The following is a 21,186-nucleotide window of genomic DNA, read 5'->3' as shown; positions in this document are numbered from 1 at the left end:
ATATGCTGATGAAATAATGCGAGAATAGCGATACCAGACCGGGTCAGGAGGACACAATGCTGGAAAATATGAAAGCCTTCAGAATGGTTGTAGAGTGTCAGGGGTTCCGCGCCGCCGCGATGGCCATGAAACTCTCCCCGGCCATGATCAGCCGCAGAATTGAAAAGCTGGAAAGCGAGGTGAATGCGCAACTGATTAAACGCAATTCGCGTCGCATTTCTCTGACGACGGCCGGTGAGCAATTTTACCAGCGCTGCCTGCTCATTATTGATGAATATGAGTCCTGCCTCAGGGATGTCAAAAGCCTCAGTAACGAAATTGGCGGTAATCTCAAGGTGGGTATACCCCATTCAATCAGCAACCAGCACATTATTCCGCACCTAAGCGCCTTCCTGGAACGCTATCCAAATCTGAAGCTGGATATCGTGACCGGCAATCACTGCATGGAACTGTTCAGCCACGGCTTCGATCTGGCGCTTCAGTGCGGGCCGCTCCCCGACAGTAACCTTTATTACACCCTGATTGGCTACTGGCGAAAATATACCTGTCTTTCGCGAAGCTACGCGCAGCAGCACGGCATTCCGCAACATCCTGATGAGCTGCGCCAGCATACCTGCCTCCTGCATTTCGATAACCATCGACGCAGCTGGAAGTTTGTCATCGACGATGAACTGGTTGAGATCCGCCCTCATTACGTTTCCAGAGTGAGTAACAGCCTCGACCTGTGCAATATGGTGCATCATGGGCTGGGGATCTGTTACCTGCCGGAATTCACCGTAAGAGCGGGAATGGAATCAGGAGACATCATCACCGCCCTTGACGCCTTTATGCCTGCCCCTCTTCCCATGTATGTGGTGCATATCAATCCTCACCCCTCACCGAAGGAACAGGCATTTATTGATTTCCTCCGCACGCTTAACCTGGCAACGGCCCCGGCGCCAGCATCCTGAGCGGGTTCAGACGCGCGATCTCATCAATGCGCGCTGCATCCAGTCCGGCCTCTCTGAACCAGCGGTGGCTGTCCTCCAGCCACTCGTCGATGTCGGGCTGGCCTGGCTGGCCCAGATCCGAGCTGTAAACCAGGTTATGCACTCCCGTCAGCACCTCATAGAGATCGTCGAGGGGCTGATAGCCTAAATAGACCGTCAGGGCACACTGCTCAACGAAGAGCCACTCGTGTTCGCCGAGCGCGCGCAGTTCCCGGGCGGTAAATCCCGTCATCGGATTCGCAGGCTGGTTCAGCATCAGCCTGCAGCCGCCCACGCGCTCAACGGCCTCAATCAGACGCAGCGTTTGATCTTTCGTGGCATGTCCTGAGGAGAGCACAACGTCATGATGCCGGGCAAAATGAATGAGCGTTTTTACGCCAGAACGTAATTCCCCCTCATCGTCAGCAATCGAGAGCGGCTGCCCGGCGAAATGCCGGGCGTACTCGTTACTGAACGTCCGGGATAACCCGCTTTTATGCGCCGTTGGAACCACGGTCGGCAAGTGCACGAGCAGCCTGGGCGCGCCGTCAAACTGGTACTGACTCAGCGCCTGGCGGACAACGTTCAGGTTTATTCCCCCGGCGGCCGCATTCAGCACGACCGAGCCAAAGACGGGCAGTCCCCTCTCCTGCATTGCCGATGCCAGCGCGCTAACACTCCCCAGGTGGTTCTTAAGCACCACGCCCCCCTGAAGCTGTGCGTAACGCTCTCCGGCCTCCATGGCAGAATAACGCCGCTGATAGCTGTCCGGGCGCGCGTGATAGTGCACGTCCAGAAAGCGCAAGCGGGACGCCCAGTAGTCAAAAAACGGGCTTGTCATGCTTTTGCTTCCCAGGGAACGTGGTAGCCCAGCGTTTGTCGGGCGACGTCGAGCGAGGTGCCTTCACGAACAGCGTTGATGATTTCACGCTCCGTCTTCTCAACGTTTTCTGCCCGACGTATCACCTCCTCCAGCTGCTCAGCGGGGATCACCAGGACGCCATTCTCATCGCCGAAAATCCAGTCGCCGGGGCAAATCGTGACCCCTTCAATTTGCAGCGCACACTGTACCGCGGTGACCCGCGCACGGTTCTTCCCGGAGACCATATAGATATTGCTGGCGTACAGCGGGTAATTCATCTGACGAATGTCTGCAATGTCCCTGGCTGAGCCGTAGATGACGGACCCGGCGATACCTTTAAGCACGGCTTTGGTGGTCAGAATATTGCCCCAGCTGGTGCAGTCCGTACGGCCGCCATTGTCCACAACGATGACTGCGCCTGCCGGAACCTGATCGATATAGTTTCCGGCATTCATAAACTGATTTTTCTCCGCCACGCAGGCTTCATATTTGACGGTCCAGGCAGGCCCTGCCAGCTTCCTGCCCCCGGTCTGCAGCTTTATGCCCGCAAGGCCTCCCGCAATGTATAAACTGTCCAGCGCATCCGAAATGGCTGCCGTATCCAGCGCCAGCAGGCGCGACTGAAGCGTCGGGTGAGTCGTCATTGTCGAATTATCCATGTTGTGTTGTCAGGGTTTTTAAGGCGCACCAGGCGGCATATTCCGGCAGGGTTTGCGCGAGCAGTATTCTGTTCATCGGAAACGTCATCTGATGTGACTGACCATTCTGATGACGAACCGAGAGGGTCATTTTCCCCAGATGAGCTTCGCTGTTCAGTAGCTCAGAAAGCGAAGGGCTGACCGTCACATCCATCCTGACCGTCGGCTCTCCCTTTCGGGAGAGGGCTGCGGCGGGCAAATACGCCGGGAGGTCTGCATCCGACGTATGCCAGCGGATACTGCATGCGCCCCGCAGTATTTCTCCCGCCGTTTTATTCCGTTTACTCACAAGATAAGGACACAACGCCCGGTCCAGACTTTGCCTCACCGAAAGCGGCAGGGGCCGATGTTCAGGCGTCTCAATCTGAACAATGACGTAAGGGCTTTTCCATAAGAAATGGCTGTCCCAGTCCGTGGAGGTGACCAGCGCGCTGACGATAGAACCGACCTCGCTCTCGCTGATGCCGAGCAGGGTCCAGCTGTGCTTTTTCCTTTCAGGCCCGGCTTCAACGCTGTTTGCCAGCGTCTCTTCCAGCATCGGCAGCGCCTGGGAGGGCGGCCCCGGCAGAACCACCAGCTGGCTGCCCGCCACGCATGCGCTGAACCCAGGAGCGGTACCGGAAGCGTTATCCAGAATGGAAGCGCCTTCGGGGAAGCGTGCCTGAAGACGGTTTGAAGGATCGTTCTTCACTCCGAACGTCACGAGACGGCGCTCAATGGTTTTCCACGTTTCTTCGTCGTCTACCAGCGGTTTATTCAGAATCAGAGCAATCGCCTCACGGGTTTTATCGTCAGAGGTTGGACCAAGACCGCCGCACACCACAATGAGATCGTCCTGCCCGATACGCCCCGTCACCACCGAGCTTATCTGCGGGATGTTGTCTGCACAGGTCACCTGAAATCTGACCTGATAATGTGCCTTTTCAAGGCATTGGCTGATAGCCTGCTGGTTCGTATTAAGGCATTGCCCGGACAGGAGCTCGTCACCAATCGCGATCACGCTGGCCGTTTTAGCGATGGCTGGCTGAACCAGGGCGTCGATAATCGCCTTTGCCATCTCCTCCGTTGTCGCCTGGCCGCCTAAATCGTAGGTGGCCACCTTCCCGTCACGAACAACGCGATCGACAGTCTGCTGCAGTTTTTCCGCCTGCGCCTCAAAGCCCAGGTACGCCAGCATGAGCGCAATCGTGTAGAACATCGCACACGGATTGGCTTTTCCCTGCCCGGCCATCCCCGGCGCGCTGCCGTGGACGGGTTCAAAATAGGCCACCTCGCTGCCAATGTTGGCGCTGGGGGCCAGGCCAAGCCCGCCCATCACACCGGCGGCCAGATCCGACAAGATATCGCCAAACATATTTTCTGCGACAATCACGCCAAACTCGTGAGGCTTACGCACCAGCCAGAGGGCGATCGCATCCACGTTGTGAATATCCGCCCGAATGTCTGGAAAGCGCGCGGCCACTTCATGAAAAATTGTTGCCGCAAAATGACCGCTTTCGCGCATGACGTTGGGTTTATCGGCAAACGTGACGCGTGAAAAGTGGTGCTGGCGGGCATAGTCAAAGGCCGTCTGAAACAGGCGCTCCAGTCCGTAGCGCGTTTGCAAACGCACTGACCATGCCGCCTCTTCCGGGCCATATTTTTCGAGGTTCGGGTGTTTAAGCCAGCTGGCAACGTTCGCACCGACACCTTTAAAATCCATTCCGGCGTACAGCCCCTCGGTGTTTTCCCGGATCACACAGCAGCGGAAAGGACGTCGATCGCCCGTCACATATTTCACCGGGCGGATGTTGGCAAAGAGCCCAAGCCGCTGACGGAGCTGGATCACCGGTGAAACGTATTCAATGCCTTTCTCCCGGAGTGCGACGGGCAACGCCTGCTGAGCCTGCACTTTCCCCTTGCTGGTGATGGCCCCCAGCAGCACCGCGTCCGCCTCCGCAATCTGTTCCCAGGTACGGGCCGGCACAGGATTGCCCTCGCGTTCCCAGCAGGACCAGCCTATTTCCCCAAAGGTCAGGTTGATGGGGAGATCCAGCGCATCGATGACGGGCAACGCGGCGTCGCAGACTTCCTGACCAATACCGTCTCCCGGTAAAACCAGAACATTTTTTTTCATAAGGTATCGATCCATTCGTTGAGCAGCGCATTCACCGCAGCGGGATTGTCATTCCACGGGCGCATCCCTGCGCCGGGAATACGTTTGTAATAGTGCTGGGTTCGGGGGCTGTGGGTCTGGTTTTCCCATGAGGCCAGCTGGGATTTTTCACCCACAATCGCCAGATAGTTGCCGTCATAAGCGGCAATATCCGCGCGGGCGTCCATTTTTAACAGCAGCGAGAAGCCGGTGAGCATTCGCTTTATCGCCTCCATTTTCTCTGCTTCTGGAAGGGAAAATGTCTCCTGCGGCGCAGGCTGACCTTCCGGCAGGACATAGTGATGCAGATTCTCCATGGCCGAATCGAGTTCGCCTTTTTCCAGCAGTGCGATAAGACGAACCAGTCGCTGCGTTAATTTCTCATCGGCAAAACCGGGGGCACTCACGCTCATGACGCCCGCTACGCCGCGTAAACGGTGCGCCAGCAGCTGCACCAGCGTGCCCGCCATCGCAAACCCCACCAGCAGCCAGGGGCGTTTGACCTGGGCATTTAGCTTCTGGCAAACCGCGTCAATTGCGCTCTGTGGGTCGTCGTGCGTAATCAGGCTCAACGTATCAACGATCGTGACGGAAAATCCCTTCTCTTCAAGCAAGGTCACCAGCGGAGCGCAAAATGCCCCGCCGTCCCAGGCAGGCATTACCGGCGCCAGTATCACCGCATCCTGTAATTTCATGCTGCCGTTCCCGTGATCACGTTATCCGTCGCGCTGAAGGTTCTCTGGCTTTCTGTCGTCAGCGTCTCTTCAACCATTTTCCGGTTTTCGACGCTGAGATTTTTCACCCCAAGGATCATATCCACGACGCTGCGGTAAGAGGCGTTGTAGAATTCCTTCGAGACCAGCTGATGTACCTGATTAAATATCCACTCCGTGTGATAACGCTCTTTGCCTTCGTTGAAATTACACAGCGACAGCCAGGTTTCCATCGCCAGATTTCCCGCCCCTTTTCCCATGCCGGTCAGGGAGCTATCAATAAAGGTCGCGCCGGCCTTTACGGCTTCAATGGAGTTGGCCATCGCCAGCCCCAGGTTATCGTGCGCGTGGAATCCCACCTCAAGCGGCGTGGTGCATTTAAGCAGGTTGACCAGACGCGCCGTCTGCTCAGGGCGCAAGCTGCCGTTAGAGTCCGCAATGCAAATAATATCGGCCCCGGCTTTCTCACACTGCAAGGCCACGTCAACAAGCGTCTTCGCGTTAATTTGGCTGGCTCGCGTAAAGTTCATACTCACGCGCAGGCCGTTTTCTTTCGCCACCTCACACATTTCCAGCGCGGGTTGGGGATTATCGGTTTTGATACAGATCCGCAGCAGCGCAACGCCGCTTTTTCGCAGGCTAATAATATCCTGCCGGGTAATATTATGAGGATGGGCAATGACCACTAATTTCGCTTCGGGAACGGCATCATGAATCGCCTGAATATAATTATCAGGAGACATTCCGGTTAAACCAATATCCGCAATGGGTTTAAACGAGCCGTTTCGGTAACCTATTTCTACCCATTCAACGCCACTGCCCACCAGTGCGCGCACATGCTTAATTGCGTAGTCTACGGGGAAGCTGAAATTGTTTTGATACCCGCCGTCCCTTAATGTGACATCGATATTATTAATCATTGATATTACTCTCTTTACTGGAGACAAATTCCATAAAACCATATTGACCAAAAACATATACCAGGAAACCTACAACGCAGACGCAGGCAATAATCAGCGCGGTCATGACGGGCGCATGAGCTGAGAGTTTTCCAATCAGGAAAGTTGCGAGCGCTGCGCTGCCAAGCTGTAATGCTCCCATCACTCCCGAAGCGGTTCCTGACGCCTGCGGGTGCGCCGCGATGGCAGACGCCGTGCCCAACGGCAGCAGGAAGCCATTGCCAAAGGTCAGAATGCCGATAGAGATAATGCTCGTGAACAAAGGCGCCGGGCTTAAGTACATCTGAAGCGCAAAGACGATGCCGCCGATGACAAAAATGCGATACCCAAGGCGAATGGTCTCTTCAATACCCACCTGGCGAGATCTTTTTTTAGCGATAAGATTCCCCGCCACGTAGCTTACGGAGAGCAAAATATAGGTGTAACCGATATACAGCGGTGAAAGCCCGAGCTTGCCCAGCAAAAAGGGCGACTCGACGATATAGGAAAAATAGGCCGCGTAAGCAAAACAGGGAATGGCGGCATAAAACAAAAACTGCCTGTTTCTTAACACCACAAGGGTATTAACCATGGCCGCCATCACGCTCAGCTTTTGCCTTTTTTCAGGCGGTAACGTTTCGCGCAGCGCGGTGAGACACAGTCCCAGCGTCATGACAATAAACAAGGTTAAAAAGATAAAACAGGATTTCCAGCCGAAATGTTGGGTTAACACGCCGCCGATCATGGGCGCAATAGCCGGTGACATCCCGACAAAGGGAAATATGACAAGATAAAGCTGGGCCGAAGACTTCTTATCCAACATGTCATTAATAATCGCCCGGCTGACGGTGATACCGGCGCAGGAGCCGATGCCCTGTAATAAGCGTAAAATAAGCAACTCATTAATATGGGTAGAGTAAATAACCCCGACCGTCGAAACCAGCCAGATTAATAGCCCCGCAATAAGCGTTTTCTTTCTCCCCAGACTGTCGCTTAACGGCCCATACACCAGCTGTGAAAACGCAACACCAAATAAAAACAGGGCGATAGCATCCTGTATTTGCGCCTCCGTGACCTTATAAAATAATTGCATTTCACTCAGCGCAGGCAAAAAGATATCGGTGGATATTAATCCGCCCACGGACAGGCATGCAATTAATACCACGAGGGGCATAGATAGCGTTTTATTCATATTCGTATAAACCAGAAATTGGGGTAATACGAATTTATCGAAAGCGCCTCACAATGAGAACAATAATAAACTAAACGGTCTGTTGCACATTAGTAAACGAACGTTTTACGGTTTTGCCAGACGCGTTGAGGGCAGCCAGCCCTGCCCGGCCCCATCAGGAAATAAAATCAGTTTGCACAGGCCCCCTGTCGCGGTAGTCTCATAGATTCCGTTTATATGACGGCAGCTATGTGAGTAACATTTTCTTATACCAATAATTAAAAAATACGTGCAGACAGGACAACTATGGACTCCACTCTCACCTCCACACATCCCAACGAGGAGACACCTTCGCTCAACCGTGCCCGCCGCGCCGCCCTCGGCAGCTTCGCGGGTGCCGTCGTCGACTGGTACGATTTTCTGCTTTACGGCATTACCGCCGCGCTGGTGTTTAACCGCGAATTCTTTCCCCAGATCAGTCCCGCGATGGGCACGCTTGCCGCGTTTGCCACCTTCGGCGTCGGCTTCCTGTTTCGCCCACTGGGCGGGGTGGTCTTCGGCCACTTCGGTGACCGACTTGGCCGCAAGCGCATGCTGATGCTCACCGTCTGGATGATGGGGATCGCCACCGCGCTGATTGGCATACTCCCTTCGTTTTCCACCATTGGCTGGTGGGCGCCGGTATTGCTGGTGACGCTGCGCGCCATCCAGGGCTTCGCCGTGGGCGGCGAATGGGGCGGCGCGGCGCTGTTATCCGTCGAGAGCGCACCGAAAAACAGGAAAGCGTTTTACAGCAGCGGCGTGCAGGTCGGGTACGGCGTGGGCCTGCTCCTTTCCACCGGGCTGGTATCGTTAATCAGCCAGCTCACCACCGACGAGCAGTTCCTGAGCTGGGGCTGGCGCATTCCGTTCATCTTTAGCATTGTGCTGGTCATTGCCGCGCTGTGGATCCGCAACGGAATGGAGGAGTCAGCAGAGTTCGAACAGCAGCAGGAAAAACCGACCGTCAAAAAACGTCTTCCGGTAATGGAAGCGCTCGTCCGGCATCCTGGCGCTTTTCTGAAAATTATCGCCCTGCGCCTGTGCGAACTGCTGACGATGTATATCGTTACCGCGTTTGCCCTGAACTACTCGACGCAGAACCTCGGTCTGCCGCGCGAACTGTTCCTGAATATCGGTCTGGTGGTGGGCGGAATCAGCTGCCTGACTATCCCCTGCTTCGCCTGGCTGGCGGACCGGTTTGGTCGTCGCCGGGTCTATATCACCGGGGCGCTGATTGGCACCCTCAGCGCCTGGCCGTTCTTTATGGCGCTGGAGGCACAGTCGGTCTTCTGGATCGTCTTTTTCGCCATCATGCTCGCCAATATCGCCCACGATATGGTGGTCTGCGTGCAGCAGCCGATGTTTACCGAACTGTTTGGCGCAAGCTATCGCTACAGCGGCGCGGGCGTGGGCTACCAGGTGGCAAGCGTGGTCGGCGGTGGGTTTACGCCGTTTATCGCCGCCGCGCTGGTCACCTTCTCCGGCGGAAACTGGCACAGCGTGGCGATTTATCTGCTGGCGGGTTGTCTGCTGTCGGCGGCAACGGCGCTGCTGATGAAAGAGACGAGCCACGCCTGATCTCCCTTTTGTTTCACAGGCGTGTGACATACTATCGGGTAGAGTCGCACACCTGTGGAACAAGGAGACAGAGATGAATAATAAGGGCTCCAGCCTGACCCCGGCTCAGGCGCTGGAAAAACTCGACGCGCTGTATGAACAGTCCGTCAACGCGCTGCGCAGCGCCATTAGCGAATACATCGAAACAGGGAAACTCCCCGATCAAAAGGCCAGAAACGCGGGCCTTTTTGTTTATCCATCGCTTTCCGTGACCTGGGACGGCAGCGCAAGCACAACGCCGAAAACCCGCGCCTATGCCCGCTTTACCCACTCCGGCTGCTACAGCACCACCGTCACCCGCCCTGCACTGTTCCGCCCCTATCTTGAAGAGCAGCTTACGCTGCTGTATCAGGATTACGGCGCGCACATTGCCGTGGAGCCTTCGCAGCATGAGATCCCGTATCCGTACGTGATTGACGGTTCGGCGTTAACCCTGGACCGCTCCATGAGCGCGGGGCTAACCCGCCACTTCCCGACGACCGAGCTTTCACAGATTGGCGATGAGACGGCTGACGGGATTTATCACCCGGCAGAATTTTCGCCTCTGTCGCACTTTGATGCCCGCCGGGTGGATTTTTCCCTGGCGCGTCTGCGCCACTACACCGGTACGCCCGCCGAGCATTTCCAGCCGTTTGTGTTGTTTACCAACTATACCCGCTACGTGGATGAGTTTGTCCGCTGGGGCTGTAGCCAGATCCTCGATCCAGACAGTCCGTACATCGCCCTCTCCTGCGCGGGCGGGATCTGGATCACCGCAGAGACCGAAGCGCCCGAGCAGGCTATCTCCGACCTGGCGTGGAAAAAACACCAGATGCCCGCCTGGCACCTGATCACCGCCGACGGTCAGGGGATCACGCTGATCAACATCGGCGTGGGCCCGTCAAATGCCAAGACCATCTGCGACCATCTGGCGGTGCTGCGCCCGGACGTATGGCTGATGATTGGCCACTGCGGCGGCCTGCGTGAAAGCCAGCTGATTGGCGACTACGTGCTGGCGCACGCCTATCTGCGCGACGACCACGTGCTGGATGCGGTACTGCCGCCGGACATCCCGATCCCGAGCATCGCCGAAGTACAGCGCGCGCTCTACGACGCCACCAAGGAGGTCAGCGGCATGCCGGGTGAAGAGGTGAAGCAGCGCCTGCGTACGGGTACGGTCGTCACAACCGACGATCGCAACTGGGAGCTGCGTTACTCCGCCTCCGCGCTGCGCTTCAACCTGAGCCGTGCGGTGGCGATTGACATGGAGAGCGCCACCATCGCCGCGCAGGGATATCGCTTCCGCGTCCCTTACGGCACGCTGCTGTGCGTCTCCGATAAACCGCTGCACGGTGAAATTAAGCTGCCCGGCCAGGCCAACCGCTTCTATGAAGGGGCCATATCTGAGCATCTTCAGATCGGCATTCGCGCCATTGATTTGCTGCGGGCTGAGGGTGACAGGCTGCATTCGCGCAAGCTGCGCACCTTCAACGAGCCGCCGTTCCGCTAATAACAGTAAGGAAAAACCATGCACGCAACATCACCGTTATCCGCCCTGCGTCAGTGGATAGAAGCCCATCACCTCGACGGGATGATCGTCCCGCGCGCGGATGCCTGGCAGAGCGAATACTGCGCGCCGTACGACGAAAAGCTGGCCTGGCTGACGGGTTTTGACGGCTCTGCTGGCGTCGCGCTGGTACTGAAGGATAAAGCGTTGCTGTTCGTCGACGGGCGCTATCAGGTGCAGGCCCGCGTTCAGGTCAATATGGACGAGATTGCAATTCACCATCTGCACAATGAACCGCTGGCCGAATGGCTGGCGGTAAACGCAGAGGCAGGAACGCGCATCGGCTTTGAGGCGCTGCTGATGACGAATGCCGAGTTCGAACAACTGTCCGCCACGCCGTGCGAGCTGGTGCCGCTGAATGCCTCACCGTTTGATACATTATGGACAGACCGCCCTGCCGCACCGGCGGGGCGTATCCGTGAAATGCCGGTTGAAATAAGCGGTGAAAGCAGCGAGGACAAGCGTCAGCGGGTTGCCGCCGTGCTGGCCGCAAACAATGCTGATTACCTGGCCGTTACGCTGCCGGATAACATTGCATGGCTGCTCAACGTGCGTGGCTCCGATATTCCTTACAGCCCGGTGCCGCTCTCCTTTGCCCTGCTTGACCGTGACGGGCGCGTTGAGTGGTTTGTTAACGACAATAAGCTCGCCGAACTCCCTGACGCTGTTCTAAACGCCTTTACTGTTGCGCCGCAGGACGCCTTTATCGAACGCTGCCAGCACCTTGCTGAAGGTAAGCGGGTAATGGTTGATGCTGATTCCGCGCCGGTCGCCCTGCGCTTCGCCATTGAACCGCGCGGAGAAATTGTCTGGCGAACCGATCCCATCACCCTGATGAAGGCCACCAAAAACCCGCTCGAGCTGGCAGGGTATCGCGAGTGCCATCATCAGGACGGCGCCGCGTGGGTCAACTTTCTGGCCTGGCTGAGCCAGGAAGTGCCGCGACGTGCGGCGACCGGGCAACCCCTGACGGAGCTGGAAGTGCAGGCGCAGCAGCTCGCGTTCCGCCAGCAGCAGCCCGGATTTATTGAGCAGAGTTTCGCGACCATTTCCGCCGCGTCGAGCAATGCGGCGATGTGTCATTACCATTCAAGCGAGGCCAGCAACAAGCCCCTTTGCCACGGTAGTTTTTACCTGAATGATTCCGGCGGCCAGTATCACAACGGCACTACCGATGCTACGCGCACGCTGGCGTGGGGCAATGTACCCCCGCAGCAGCGTTTGCACTACACCGCCGTGCTGAGAGGTTTTCTGTCACTGATTACCTTGCAGTTCCCTTCCGGTACGCAGGGGCATCAGCTGGATGCGTTTGCGCGACGTCCGCTGTGGGAAATGGGGCTGGATTACGATCACGGTACCGGGCACGGCGTGGGGCACCAGCTGCTGATCCATGAAAACCCGCATCGCATCGCTAAAAAGGTTAACCCGTGGCCGCTGGCGGCAGGAAATATCATGACTATCGAGCCGGGCTACTATCTTGGCGATAGCCACGGCATACGTATTGAAAACCAGGTGGAAATTGTGGAGAGCCGACCGGGGTTCTGCAGGTTTGCCTCACTGACGCTGATCCCGATTGATTTGAGCCAGGTGGAATTGCATCTGTTGAGCGAGCAGGAAAAGCAGTGGCTGGATGAGTATCACCAGCAGGTGCGTGAGGCGCTGTCACCGCGGGTGAATAGCGAGGCGCGCGCATGGCTGGAGGCGGCGACGGCACCGATTCGCGTGTAATTTCGTGCGGTCTGGTGCCCTCACTCCATCCCTCTCCCACGGGAGAGGGAGCAAACACGAAAAACGGCAACCAGGTTGCCGTTTTTCGTTTACCTTGCGCAGAAAAGCAAAAAGCCTGCTTTAAAAGCAGGCTTTTCAAATTTGGCTCCTCTGACTGGACTCGAACCAGTGACATACGGATTAACAGTCCGCCGTTCTACCGACTGAACTACAGAGGAATCGTGTGAACGGGGCGCATATTATCGATGCTCCTCCGGGATGTCAAAGGCAGATTGCATATTTCCGATCGTTTGCCGATTTATTCTCCACTTCGCGCAATTGTCAGGCATTTTGCCGCGGATATTTCCACAGCCAGCGCCCGCTAACCATGCGCCAGTAGAACAGCGCCCCGCGCACGGCCCAGTCCAGGAACATCCCCAGCCAGACGCCAACTACGCCCCAGCCGAGCACCACGCCAAGCGTATAGCCTGCCACAACGCGACACCCCCACATGCCGAGCATGGACACCCACATGGCGAAACGGGCATCGCGCGCCCCTTTCAGCCCGGCGGGCAGTACCCAGGATGCCGCCCAGATGGGCATAAAGGCAGCATTGAGCCAGATGAGGATCTTCACCACCTCTTTTACATCCTCTTCGTGGGTATAGAACGCGGCCATCAGCCCGGCAAACGGCGCGGTGCCCCAGGCGAGCAGCGTCAGTCCTATCGTCGACAACCAGAACACGTGGCGCAGCTGCCGCTCCGCCTGACCTATCTGCCCTTTCCCGAGCCGTTTACCGGTGATGATGGTCGAGGCCGACCCCAGGGCGTTACCCGGCAGGTTAATCAGCGAGGCGATGGAGAAGGCAATAAAGTTACCGGCGATGACGTCGGTCCCCATCCCGGCAACAAACATCTGCGTCAGCAGCTTGCCGCCGTTAAACAGCACAGATTCAATGCTTGCAGGAATACCGATGCCCATCACTTCCCAGATAATGGCGAAGTTAAAGGGCCGGAAATAGCTCTTGAGCGTAAGACGCAGCGAGGGCGTAATGCCCGTCATCAGCACCCCGATGATGGCCGCCGCCCCGATATAGCGTGAAATGGTTAACCCCAGCCCTGCCCCGACGAATCCCAGCCCGTCCCACGAGAATGCGCCGTAGATCAGCACGCTACTGATGATGATATTCAGGATATTCATCCCGCCGTTAATCAGCAGCGGTATTTTGGTGTTGCCCGCCCCACGCAGCGCGCCGCTGCCAATCAGCGCGATGGCCGCCGCCGGATAGCTTAAGACCGTCATTTCGAGGTAGGTCAGCGCCAGGTCTTTGACCTCGTTAGTGGCTTCCCCGGCGACAAAGTCGATAATCTCTTTACCCAAATAGTGGATAACCGCCGCCAGCACGATCGAAAAGAGGGTCATGATCATCAGCGACTGGCGTGCAGCCTCGCGCGCGCGTTTGGGATCGAGCTTGCCGAGGCTAAAGGCCACCACAACTGTCGTCCCGAGGTCTATGGCAGCAAAGAACGACATCACCACCATGTTGAAGCTGTCCGCCAGCCCGACCCCTGCCATTGCCTCTTTCCCCAGCCAGCTCACCAGGAACGTGCTCAGCACTCCCATCAGCAGAACGCAGGTATTCTCCAGGAAGATAGGCACGGCAAGAGGGGTGATTTCACGCCAGAACAGAACACGATAGCTTTTACGTTTTGCGTACCATGGCGTGCGCATGATCGCCTGGCGCAGAGGGGCAGTAACGTTCAAAATGGACCTTAGCGAGAAAAGTTGAAACTTCATTTCAAATGATGGGGGAGAAATGCTAATCCTGCAAAGTATTTTGCCTGAAAAGATGTGTGGAATTACAACAAACTGACGACAGAATCGGCAATCAGTCGATTTTCCCTAAGATCAGGTTTGACAAAACTTTTTTCGCCGCTAAGATAAGCCTCCACAACGATTCCTCTGTAGTTCAGTCGGTAGAACGGCGGACTGTTAATCCGTATGTCACTGGTTCGAGTCCAGTCAGAGGAGCCAAATTTAAAAAGCCTGCTTTTAAAGCAGGCTTTTTGCTTTTCTGCGTCGGGTAAAAGTGTCGGGTGGCGGCTGCGCCTGACCGACAAAACCAACTGACCGTTGATCGTCAAATAAAAAAGCTCTCTGTCACCAGAGAGCCTTTTTCACAATTCGCTGCGATTACTCGCTTTTTGCTTCGGCGTTTTTGATTTCGCCCATCACTTTCAGCTTCTTAGAGATGTCGCGACGCTCTTTGGACAGCTCCGCATTTTTGATGATGTAGTCATCAACGCGGTCTTCATAGTCGCTCTTCATGCTGGCAATGATGCCCTGAATAGCTTCAACGCTCATGCCTGGCTTGATGTAGTCGCTCAGGTTGTCGAGCAGCAGAACACGCTTCTGGTTGTCACGGATCTTCTTCTCAACGTCCTGGATTTCACGCTGCAGTTTGTTTTTGCGGCGGAACAGGCGGACGAATTCCAGAACATCCTGGAACGAAGGCTTGGTAGTTTCCATTTTTACACCCCTGATAATGTGAGATTCGGATTCGTTAAAGCAACCGTTGTAACAATAACCTTACTGACAGCGGCTGCGAATGACAATGGCTATATCGTTTAAAGCTATCATAACCCCAATTGCTGCTGAATCGAAGCAGCAGGCGTCACTTCCGCGTTTTATTTGCGCAGCGCCCGGCAAATCAGGTGCGATAGCAGCTCAAGCTGGCGCGCCAGTTCCAGGCTCAGCCAGACATAACCATGGATGGGCGTTTCCGCCACGTTATCGCCCTGCCGCTCGTTGATCAGCTGTTTCAGCTCTGCCACGATTTCATTCAGACGCTCGCTGTTCGCCAGAACGGGCTGCGGGTTGCCTTCATAGAGTGCATGGGCGATGGTCAGCAGAGTTTGTTGCGTCATCATCTGCGTCTCTTTGAGGGTCTGCGCGTTTAGCATCAACAGGTGGCTGGGACGCGAGGCCCAGTGCGCGTTGATTTGCAGTTCAAGTATGCACACCAGATTGCGGCTGACCGTCTGGATAGCTTCGAAAATCGCTTTCTGAATATGAGTCTCTTTGCTGGCAGGTGTGATCAGGCCGCGCATTTTGACCACGTCGTTGAGTATGGTTTGCAGATGCTTTTCCAGCCGCGGACGTTCAACAAGATTAGGGGAAAAACCGGCCTGATAGACGCGGTTAAAGGCTGTGACATAGTTGGCCATCTGGATACGCCAGTGCAAAAAAGCCCGCTGCGGCCAGATGCCGGTAAACAACATGGCGAGCAGCGATCCCAGAATAACATCCCCGCTTCGCCACAGCGCCGTGGTCATATCCCCGGCGGGCGCGCCGACCACGACCGCGAGAGTGATACCAATCAGCAGCGCCTGATAGGGCCGTTTGCCCAGCGCCAGCCAGCCGCACAGGAACATGGCGGCACCGCACCATGCCAGCATCACCGGAAAAGAGATCAGCTCCAGCTTCAGAGCGATAAGCCCCAGGGCGGAGCCGAGAACGGTACCGCCAATACGCTCGAAGGCACGCGGGACAACGTTCCCCCAAAATGAGATAGGCCCCATCACCACTACCAGCGTGATCAGCGGCCATGTCCCTTCAGGCACATCCAGCAGCCGGACCAGTACAAACGTCAGCACAAATGCCAGCGCAATGCGGCACCCGTGCACCACGCGGTAATGTTTGTATAAGCGAATTTCAAAAGGGGTTAATGATTTGTCGGGACGCACACCCGCTCTCCAGCTACACGGCAAACCACAATTGTACTGTGTTTTCAGCCGGGCGGATCGCTCCCGGCTGAAAAACCCTTCATTAAACAGGCTTAAACCGTTTTGTGCTCTACTGCGATGAACATTTCAATATCCCAGTAGCCGTCGGCGTTGCCATCATTGAGATAGCGCTCAAAGCAGGGCTTGAGCGCCATCTGGTATTTATTGTCCTGCAGCAGGGAATTAAAGAACTGATACCACGGGGTCGCAAAGTCGTAGTTTTCCACGCGCGCCGTTGCCACGGCATAATCACCGGCCGCGATTTCCGTCATCATCACCCCTTCGCTATTTTCCGGGATGACGAAATCATCCGGTACCGTAACGGCCGTATCGCAGCGCAGTTTTTCTGCCGGGACCTCATCGGGGTTATCGTAGTAGACCGCCACCCACTCCAGCGGCTCAATGTGACGCCCGTCCACCCACATGACCAGCTGTTCAAAGCCCTGCTTGACCGTTTTTTCCCACGGCCCAACAAGATGAAAACCCGCAATTTTACGCTTCTGTTGCTGCTCGATGCTGTAGTCCATGCTGCCTCCGATTATTACTGTATATTTATACACTATAAAGCAGGATTTCTATTATCGGCAAACGAGGAGTGTTTATTATGTGAGCAGACTCGCAACCCTGCCAGTCTGCTCATCAGCGGGTTACAGCGTGTGGTGAAGATAATCGCTCAGGCGTGAGAATACGCCGCCCTTATCAACGGCTTCCAGAGTGACCAGCGGCCAGTGCGCCACAACTTTGTCGCGATCGTAGAGCTGGATCTCCCCGACCCGCTGATGGGCGGCAATCGGCGCTTCCAGCTCTTTTTTATCCAGCACGTATTTGGCTTTGATGTTCGGCACTTCCGCTTTCGGCAAGGCCAGCCAGAAGTCCTGATCGGTGCCCAGGCTTATCTGTTCTTTATCACCGTACCAGATACGCTCTGTCCCCACTTTTTTACCGTTATGCAGGATCTGCACCGTATCAAAATTTTGCTGTCCCCAGTGCAGAAGCTTGCGTGCCTGGTCCTCGCGCCCTTTCGGACTGTCGGCCCCCATCACCACCGCGATCAAACGACGCTGGCCGTCCACCGCGGAAGCAATCAGGTTAAAGCCCGCACCCGAGGTGTGCCCCGTTTTCAGCCCGTCAACGTTCATGGTCTTATCCCACAGCAGACCGTTACGGTTCTGCTGGGTGATCCCGTTCCAGGTCAGGCTCTTCTCGCTGTACATATGATAAAACTCGGGCTCACCGTGGATGATGGCGCGGGAGAGCACGGCCAGATCGTAAGCTGAGCTGTGCTGGCCCGGCGCATCCAGCCCATGAACGGTTTCAAAGTGGGTGTCGCGCAGGTTCAGCTTTTGCACGTAGTCGTTCATCATCTTCACAAACTGCGGCTGTCCACCCGCCACGTGATCGGCCAGCGCCACGCAGGCGTCGTTGCCGGAATCGACAATCAGCCCGCGGCTCAGGTCTCGCACGGAGACGCGATCGCCCTCTTTCAGAAACATCAGCGACGATCCGTCAAAAACCGGATTCCCCTTTGCCCAGGCATCACGTCCTACGGTGACAATGTCGTCCGGCGTAATGCGGTGGCTATCAATGGCCCGATCGACCACATAGCCCGTCATCAGCTTAGTCAGGCTCGCCGGATTGCGTTGCTGATGTTCGTTGCCCGCCGTTAAGATCTGACCAGTCGTGTAATCCATCAGCACCCATGAGCCCGCCTGAATGGCCGGAGGCTGCGGCGAAAAATCCAGTGGTTCGGCCGCAAAAGCAGATGAGACACTCGAAGCGAGTAAAGAAACAGCAATAAACAGACGGCGTTTCAACGGTATATCCTCAGGTCATTAAAAATCGATGACCTTTTTACGGGAGTTCTGATGTCGTTACCTGGCTTAATTGAAAAAAAATGTGACAGAGCGCAGATTTTTCTCTGAAGCTGACGCGCAAATTTGCACCACGGCGGCGCTTTTTATTCGGTCTGAACCGCACGATCGTTTACCATAGTGACGTCATTTTTTTAACAGGATGGTATTACTGGTGTCTGACTCTGCCGCACGCCCGACTTTTTTATTCCACGACTATGAAACCTTTGGCACGCACCCGGCGCTGGACCGACCGGCGCAGTTTGCCGCCATCCGCACTGACGACGAATTCAATATCATTGGCGAGCCCGAGGTCTTTTACTGCAAGCCCGCGGATGACTACCTGCCGCAGCCTGGCGCGGTCATGGTCACCGGGATTACGCCACAGGAAGCGCGGGAAAAAGGGGTCAACGAAGCAGAGTTCGCCCGACGCATTCACGATCTGTTTACCGTTCCCAACACCTGTGTGGTCGGTTACAACAACATCCGTTTTGACGATGAAGTGACGCGCAATATCTTCTATCGCAACTTCTACGATCCGTACGCCTGGAGCTGGCAGAACCGCAACTCGCGCTGGGATTTACTCGACATCATGCGCGCCTGTTATGCCCTGCGCCCGGAAGGGATCAACTGGCCGGAGAATGAGGAAGGGCTGACCAGCTTCCGGCTGGAACACCTGACGCGCGCCAACGGCATCGAGCACAGCAACGCCCATGACGCGATGGCGGACGTTTATGCCACCATTGCCATGGCGAAGCTGGTGAAAACCGCACAGCCCCGGCTGTTTGAATATCTGCTGAGCCACCGCAGCAAGCAGAAGCTCATGACCCTTATTGACGTCCCGCAGATGAAGCCGCTGGTGCATATCTCCGGCATGTTTGGTGCCTGGCGCGGTAATACCAGCTGGGTTGCGCCGCTGGCGTGGCATCCGGATAACCGCAATGCGGTTATCATTGTGGACCTGGCGGGCGACATTTCGCCACTGCTGGAGCTTGACAGCGATACCCTGCGCGAACGGCTTTACACCCCGAAAAATGAACTCGGGGATCTGCCGGCGGTGCCGGTCAAACTGGTGCATATCAATAAATGTCCGGTGCTGGCGCAGGCCAACACGCTGCGCCCGGAAGATGCCGACAGGCTGGGTATTAACCGCCAGCACTGCCTGGATAATCTGAAGGTTCTGCGTGAAAATCCGCAGGTGCGCGAGAAAGTGGTCGCCATCTTTGCCGAAGCAGAGCCGTTTGTTCCGTCGGAAAATGTAGACGCGCAGCTGTATAACGGCTTCTTCAGCGATGCCGATCGTGCGGCCATGAATATCGTCCTGCAAACCGAGCCGCGTAACCTGCCCGCGCTGGATATCACCTTCGCTGATAAACGCATCGAAAAGCTGATGTTTAACTACCGGGCGCGTAACTACCCCGGCACGCTGGATGAAACGGAACAGGAACGCTGGCTACAGCATCGTCGCAATGTCTTTACCCAGGAGTTCCTTAATAGTTATGCCCAGGAGCTGGAAATGCTTTATGGCCAGTACGAAGGGAACGCAGAGAAGCAGACGTTGCTGAAAGCACTGTTCCAGTACGCACAAGAGATAGTGTGAAATTCAGATGTAAAAAAACCGGAGGCGATGGACTCCGGTTTTTTTTCGCCCGTTGGCGCTGCGCTTACGCGGCGTCTTCGTACTGAGGAACCGGGTTACGGAAGCTCTTCGTAACGCAGGCCAGATAAACCAGACCAATACCGCCCCAGATCAGACCCAGAACCATTGAGCTCTCTTCCAGATTAATCCACAGCGCGCCTACCGTCAGGGCACCACACACTGGCAGTACCAGGTAGTTGAAGTGGTCTTTCAGCGTCTTGTTGCGCTTCTCACGGATCCAGAACTGCGAGATCACGGAGAGGTTAACGAAGGTAAACGCCACCAGCGCACCGAAGTTAATCAGCGCGGTCGCCGTCACCAGGTCAAATTTAATCGCCAGCAGAGCAATCGCACCAACCAGCAGCACGTTCCACGCCGGAGTACGCCATTTCGGATGCACGTAGCCGAAGAAACGAGTTGGGAACACGCCGTCACGACCCATAACGTACATCAGACGGGAAACACCCGCGTGTGCCGCCATGCCGGACGCCAGTACGGTCACGCTGGAGAAGATCAGCACGCCCCACTGGAAGGTTTTACCTGCTACGTACAGCATGATTTCAGGCTGTGACGCATCCGGATCTTTAAAGCGAGAGATATCCGGGAAGTACAACTGCAGGAAGTAGGAGGCACAGATAAAGATCAGGCCGCCAATCAGCGCTGTCAGGAAAATCGCTCGCGGGATCACGCGCTCAGCGTCTTTGGTCTCTTCAGACAGAGAAGAGATACCGTCGAAGCCCAGGAACGAGAAGCACAGGATGGTCGCACCGGTGATCATCGGCACAACATGTGCGCCTTCAGACCAGAATGGACGGGTGCTGGTCAGCGTGCCTGCGCCTTCGCCGTGAGAAACGCCGTAGATGATCAGGCCGACGATAACCGCAACAATACCCATCTGCAGGATCACAATCAGGGTGTTGAAGTTAGCCACGGTCTTGATGCTGCGCAGGTTAGAGATGGTCATAAAGGCCACCAGCGCGACAACGAAGATCCACGACGGCACGGAAGGCACCAGCGCTTCAAAGTAAATTTTTGCCAGCAGAATGTTGATCATCGGCATGAACAGATAGTCCAGCAGCGATGACCAGCCCACCATAAAGCCAACCGCCGGGCTGATGGATTTCTGGGCATAGGTGTACGCAGAGCCTGCGGACGGGAAACGGCGAACCAGCTTGCCGTAGCTCAGCGCAGTAAAGAGGATAGCGACCAGTGCAAAGGCGTACGCCGTCGCAACGTGACCGTCAGTGAGGCCCGATACGATACCAAATGTATCGAACAGCGTCATCGGTTGCATATAGGCAAGGCCCATCATAACAACCGGAATCAACGTAAGCGTTTTACGTAATTCCACGCGAGAGGTGTTTGGAGTTGCATTATGCGACATAGTTATTCTCCTTTACGGTGATAACCGCCACGTAAGCGAAAAATTGCCCCATTTCTTTCTTCCTCAGCGACAACAACTGTCGGATTTTAGTAAATATCTATCCGGTACGAAGCCCGGCCTCTTGGTTTTTAG

Annotated in this window: 18 protein-coding genes and 2 tRNA genes; 6 read left to right on the top strand and 14 right to left on the bottom strand. The window is 55.9% G+C overall.

The annotated features are described in order from the left end of the window. Positions 1 to 56: 56 nt before the first annotated feature. Positions 57 to 950, top strand: coding sequence for a LysR family transcriptional regulator (locus tag ACWKXT_RS09950; RefSeq protein ID WP_454527903.1), 894 nt, complete (start codon positions 57 to 59; stop codon positions 948 to 950). On the opposite strand, the gene ACWKXT_RS09945 is transcribed toward ACWKXT_RS09950, so the two are convergent. The 6 genes from ACWKXT_RS09945 to ACWKXT_RS09920 are packed head-to-tail and all read right to left on the bottom strand — an operon-like array spanning position 916 to position 7,487. Beyond that, entirely contained in the window at positions 916 to 1,809 is an 894-nt protein-coding gene (locus ACWKXT_RS09945; protein WP_454527904.1) for a DUF6282 family protein, read from the bottom strand. The genes ACWKXT_RS09950 and ACWKXT_RS09945 overlap by 35 nt on opposite strands. Continuing rightward, the gene (locus tag ACWKXT_RS09940; protein WP_454532345.1) at positions 1,806 to 2,489 is read right to left on the bottom strand and encodes an RraA family protein; all 684 of its coding nucleotides are present in this window, start codon (positions 2,487 to 2,489) and stop codon (positions 1,806 to 1,808) included. The genes ACWKXT_RS09945 and ACWKXT_RS09940 overlap by 4 nt, the downstream gene beginning before the upstream one ends. Then, a complete protein-coding gene (locus tag ACWKXT_RS09935; protein WP_454532344.1) occupies positions 2,482 to 4,644 on the bottom strand; it encodes an isocitrate/isopropylmalate family dehydrogenase in 2,163 nt (720 codons plus the stop codon). Before ACWKXT_RS09935 ends, ACWKXT_RS09940 begins: the two co-directional genes overlap by 8 nt. Continuing rightward, the gene (locus tag ACWKXT_RS09930; protein ID WP_454532343.1) at positions 4,641 to 5,357 is read right to left on the bottom strand and encodes a hypothetical protein; all 717 of its coding nucleotides are present in this window, start codon (positions 5,355 to 5,357) and stop codon (positions 4,641 to 4,643) included. The genes ACWKXT_RS09935 and ACWKXT_RS09930 overlap by 4 nt, the downstream gene beginning before the upstream one ends. Beyond that, positions 5,354 to 6,295, bottom strand: coding sequence for a 3-hydroxy-3-methylglutaryl-CoA lyase (locus tag ACWKXT_RS09925; RefSeq protein WP_454527908.1), 942 nt, complete (start codon positions 6,293 to 6,295; stop codon positions 5,354 to 5,356). The genes ACWKXT_RS09930 and ACWKXT_RS09925 overlap by 4 nt, the downstream gene beginning before the upstream one ends. Beyond that, positions 6,288 to 7,487 carry a multidrug effflux MFS transporter gene (locus ACWKXT_RS09920; RefSeq protein WP_454532488.1) on the bottom strand — a complete coding sequence of 400 codons (1,200 nt, stop codon included), beginning with the start codon at positions 7,485 to 7,487 and terminating at the stop codon, positions 6,288 to 6,290. The genes ACWKXT_RS09925 and ACWKXT_RS09920 overlap by 8 nt, the downstream gene beginning before the upstream one ends. Positions 7,488 to 7,790: 303 nt before the next feature. Between ACWKXT_RS09920 and shiA the strand changes: the two genes are divergently transcribed. The 3 genes from shiA to ACWKXT_RS09905 all read left to right on the top strand — a co-directional run bounded on the left by shiA (position 7,791) and on the right by ACWKXT_RS09905 (position 12,417). Next, entirely contained in the window at positions 7,791 to 9,104 is a 1,314-nt protein-coding gene (gene shiA, locus ACWKXT_RS09915; RefSeq protein WP_454532342.1) for a shikimate transporter, read from the top strand. 73 nt (positions 9,105 to 9,177) lie between these two features. Then, complete coding sequence (locus tag ACWKXT_RS09910) at positions 9,178 to 10,632, top strand: AMP nucleosidase (RefSeq protein ID WP_080329634.1); 1,455 nt, start codon at positions 9,178 to 9,180, stop codon at positions 10,630 to 10,632. A gap of 18 nt (positions 10,633 to 10,650) precedes the next feature. Next, positions 10,651 to 12,417, top strand: coding sequence for an aminopeptidase P family protein (locus ACWKXT_RS09905; RefSeq protein ID WP_454532341.1), 1,767 nt, complete (start codon positions 10,651 to 10,653; stop codon positions 12,415 to 12,417). A 142-nt stretch (positions 12,418 to 12,559) separates the two neighbouring features. On the opposite strand, the gene ACWKXT_RS09900 is transcribed toward ACWKXT_RS09905, so the two are convergent. After that, positions 12,560 to 12,635: transfer RNA gene (locus tag ACWKXT_RS09900), tRNA-Asn, on the bottom strand. Positions 12,636 to 12,738: 103 nt separating this feature from the next. Next, a complete protein-coding gene (emmdR, locus tag ACWKXT_RS09895; protein ID WP_454532340.1) occupies positions 12,739 to 14,193 on the bottom strand; it encodes a multidrug efflux MATE transporter EmmdR in 1,455 nt (484 codons plus the stop codon). Positions 14,194 to 14,354: 161 nt separating this feature from the next. Here emmdR and ACWKXT_RS09890 point away from each other — a divergent pair. Beyond that, positions 14,355 to 14,430, top strand: a tRNA-Asn gene (locus ACWKXT_RS09890). Positions 14,431 to 14,589: 159 nt separating this feature from the next. Here the strand turns inward: ACWKXT_RS09890 and ACWKXT_RS09885 are convergent. The 4 genes from ACWKXT_RS09885 to dacD all read right to left on the bottom strand — a co-directional run bounded on the left by ACWKXT_RS09885 (position 14,590) and on the right by dacD (position 17,995). Continuing rightward, complete coding sequence (locus tag ACWKXT_RS09885) at positions 14,590 to 14,925, bottom strand: DUF496 family protein (protein WP_010432067.1); 336 nt, start codon at positions 14,923 to 14,925, stop codon at positions 14,590 to 14,592. Between the two features lie 158 nt (positions 14,926 to 15,083). Beyond that, the gene (locus tag ACWKXT_RS09880; RefSeq protein WP_454528597.1) at positions 15,084 to 16,142 is read right to left on the bottom strand and encodes an FUSC family protein; all 1,059 of its coding nucleotides are present in this window, start codon (positions 16,140 to 16,142) and stop codon (positions 15,084 to 15,086) included. Between the two features lie 92 nt (positions 16,143 to 16,234). Continuing rightward, positions 16,235 to 16,708, bottom strand: a complete 474-nt coding sequence (gene sbmC / locus ACWKXT_RS09875; RefSeq protein ID WP_454532339.1) for a DNA gyrase inhibitor SbmC — start codon at positions 16,706 to 16,708, stop codon at positions 16,235 to 16,237. Between the two features lie 120 nt (positions 16,709 to 16,828). Beyond that, the gene (gene dacD, locus ACWKXT_RS09870; protein ID WP_454528596.1) at positions 16,829 to 17,995 is read right to left on the bottom strand and encodes a serine-type D-Ala-D-Ala carboxypeptidase DacD; all 1,167 of its coding nucleotides are present in this window, start codon (positions 17,993 to 17,995) and stop codon (positions 16,829 to 16,831) included. A 199-nt stretch (positions 17,996 to 18,194) separates the two neighbouring features. Here dacD and sbcB point away from each other — a divergent pair, with 199 nt between their 5' ends. Further along, positions 18,195 to 19,631, top strand: coding sequence for an exodeoxyribonuclease I (gene sbcB, locus ACWKXT_RS09865; protein ID WP_454532338.1), 1,437 nt, complete (start codon positions 18,195 to 18,197; stop codon positions 19,629 to 19,631). Positions 19,632 to 19,695: 64 nt separating this feature from the next. On the opposite strand, the gene ACWKXT_RS09860 is transcribed toward sbcB, so the two are convergent. Further along, the gene (locus ACWKXT_RS09860; RefSeq protein WP_454528594.1) at positions 19,696 to 21,054 is read right to left on the bottom strand and encodes an APC family permease; all 1,359 of its coding nucleotides are present in this window, start codon (positions 21,052 to 21,054) and stop codon (positions 19,696 to 19,698) included. Beyond that, on the bottom strand, positions 21,044 to 21,106 hold the full coding sequence (yoeI, locus tag ACWKXT_RS09855) for a membrane protein YoeI (protein ID WP_099458931.1): 63 nt from the start codon (positions 21,104 to 21,106) through the stop codon (positions 21,044 to 21,046). Before yoeI ends, ACWKXT_RS09860 begins: the two co-directional genes overlap by 11 nt. Positions 21,107 to 21,186 lie beyond the last annotated feature (80 nt).

It is taken from the genome of Enterobacter sp. UPMP701 (genome assembly GCF_053709515.1).
This window is presented reverse-complemented; position numbering and strand designations above follow the sequence as displayed.

Bases quoted from the DNA above. Each gene is read 5' to 3' on its own strand.
- ACWKXT_RS09920 (WP_454532488.1), bottom strand. From the start codon at position 7,487: ATGCCCCTCGTGGTATTAATTGCATGCCTGTCCGTGGGCGGATTAATA.
- ACWKXT_RS09860 (WP_454528594.1), bottom strand. From the start codon at position 21,054: ATGTCGCATAATGCAACTCCAAACACCTCTCGCGTGGAATTACGTAAA.
- ACWKXT_RS09950 (WP_454527903.1), top strand. From the start codon at position 57: ATGCTGGAAAATATGAAAGCCTTCAGAATGGTTGTAGAGTGTCAGGGG.
- ACWKXT_RS09905 (WP_454532341.1), top strand. From the start codon at position 10,651: ATGCACGCAACATCACCGTTATCCGCCCTGCGTCAGTGGATAGAAGCC.
- sbmC (WP_454532339.1), bottom strand. From the start codon at position 16,708: ATGGACTACAGCATCGAGCAGCAACAGAAGCGTAAAATTGCGGGTTTT.
- sbcB (WP_454532338.1), top strand. From the start codon at position 18,195: ATGGTATTACTGGTGTCTGACTCTGCCGCACGCCCGACTTTTTTATTC.
- ACWKXT_RS09885 (WP_010432067.1), bottom strand. From the start codon at position 14,925: ATGGAAACTACCAAGCCTTCGTTCCAGGATGTTCTGGAATTCGTCCGC.
- ACWKXT_RS09935 (WP_454532344.1), bottom strand. From the start codon at position 4,644: ATGAAAAAAAATGTTCTGGTTTTACCGGGAGACGGTATTGGTCAGGAA.
- shiA (WP_454532342.1), top strand. From the start codon at position 7,791: ATGGACTCCACTCTCACCTCCACACATCCCAACGAGGAGACACCTTCG.
- ACWKXT_RS09945 (WP_454527904.1), bottom strand. From the start codon at position 1,809: ATGACAAGCCCGTTTTTTGACTACTGGGCGTCCCGCTTGCGCTTTCTG.
- ACWKXT_RS09940 (WP_454532345.1), bottom strand. From the start codon at position 2,489: ATGGATAATTCGACAATGACGACTCACCCGACGCTTCAGTCGCGCCTG.
- ACWKXT_RS09925 (WP_454527908.1), bottom strand. From the start codon at position 6,295: ATGATTAATAATATCGATGTCACATTAAGGGACGGCGGGTATCAAAAC.
- ACWKXT_RS09930 (WP_454532343.1), bottom strand. From the start codon at position 5,357: ATGAAATTACAGGATGCGGTGATACTGGCGCCGGTAATGCCTGCCTGG.
- emmdR (WP_454532340.1), bottom strand. From the start codon at position 14,193: ATGAAGTTTCAACTTTTCTCGCTAAGGTCCATTTTGAACGTTACTGCC.
- ACWKXT_RS09910 (WP_080329634.1), top strand. From the start codon at position 9,178: ATGAATAATAAGGGCTCCAGCCTGACCCCGGCTCAGGCGCTGGAAAAA.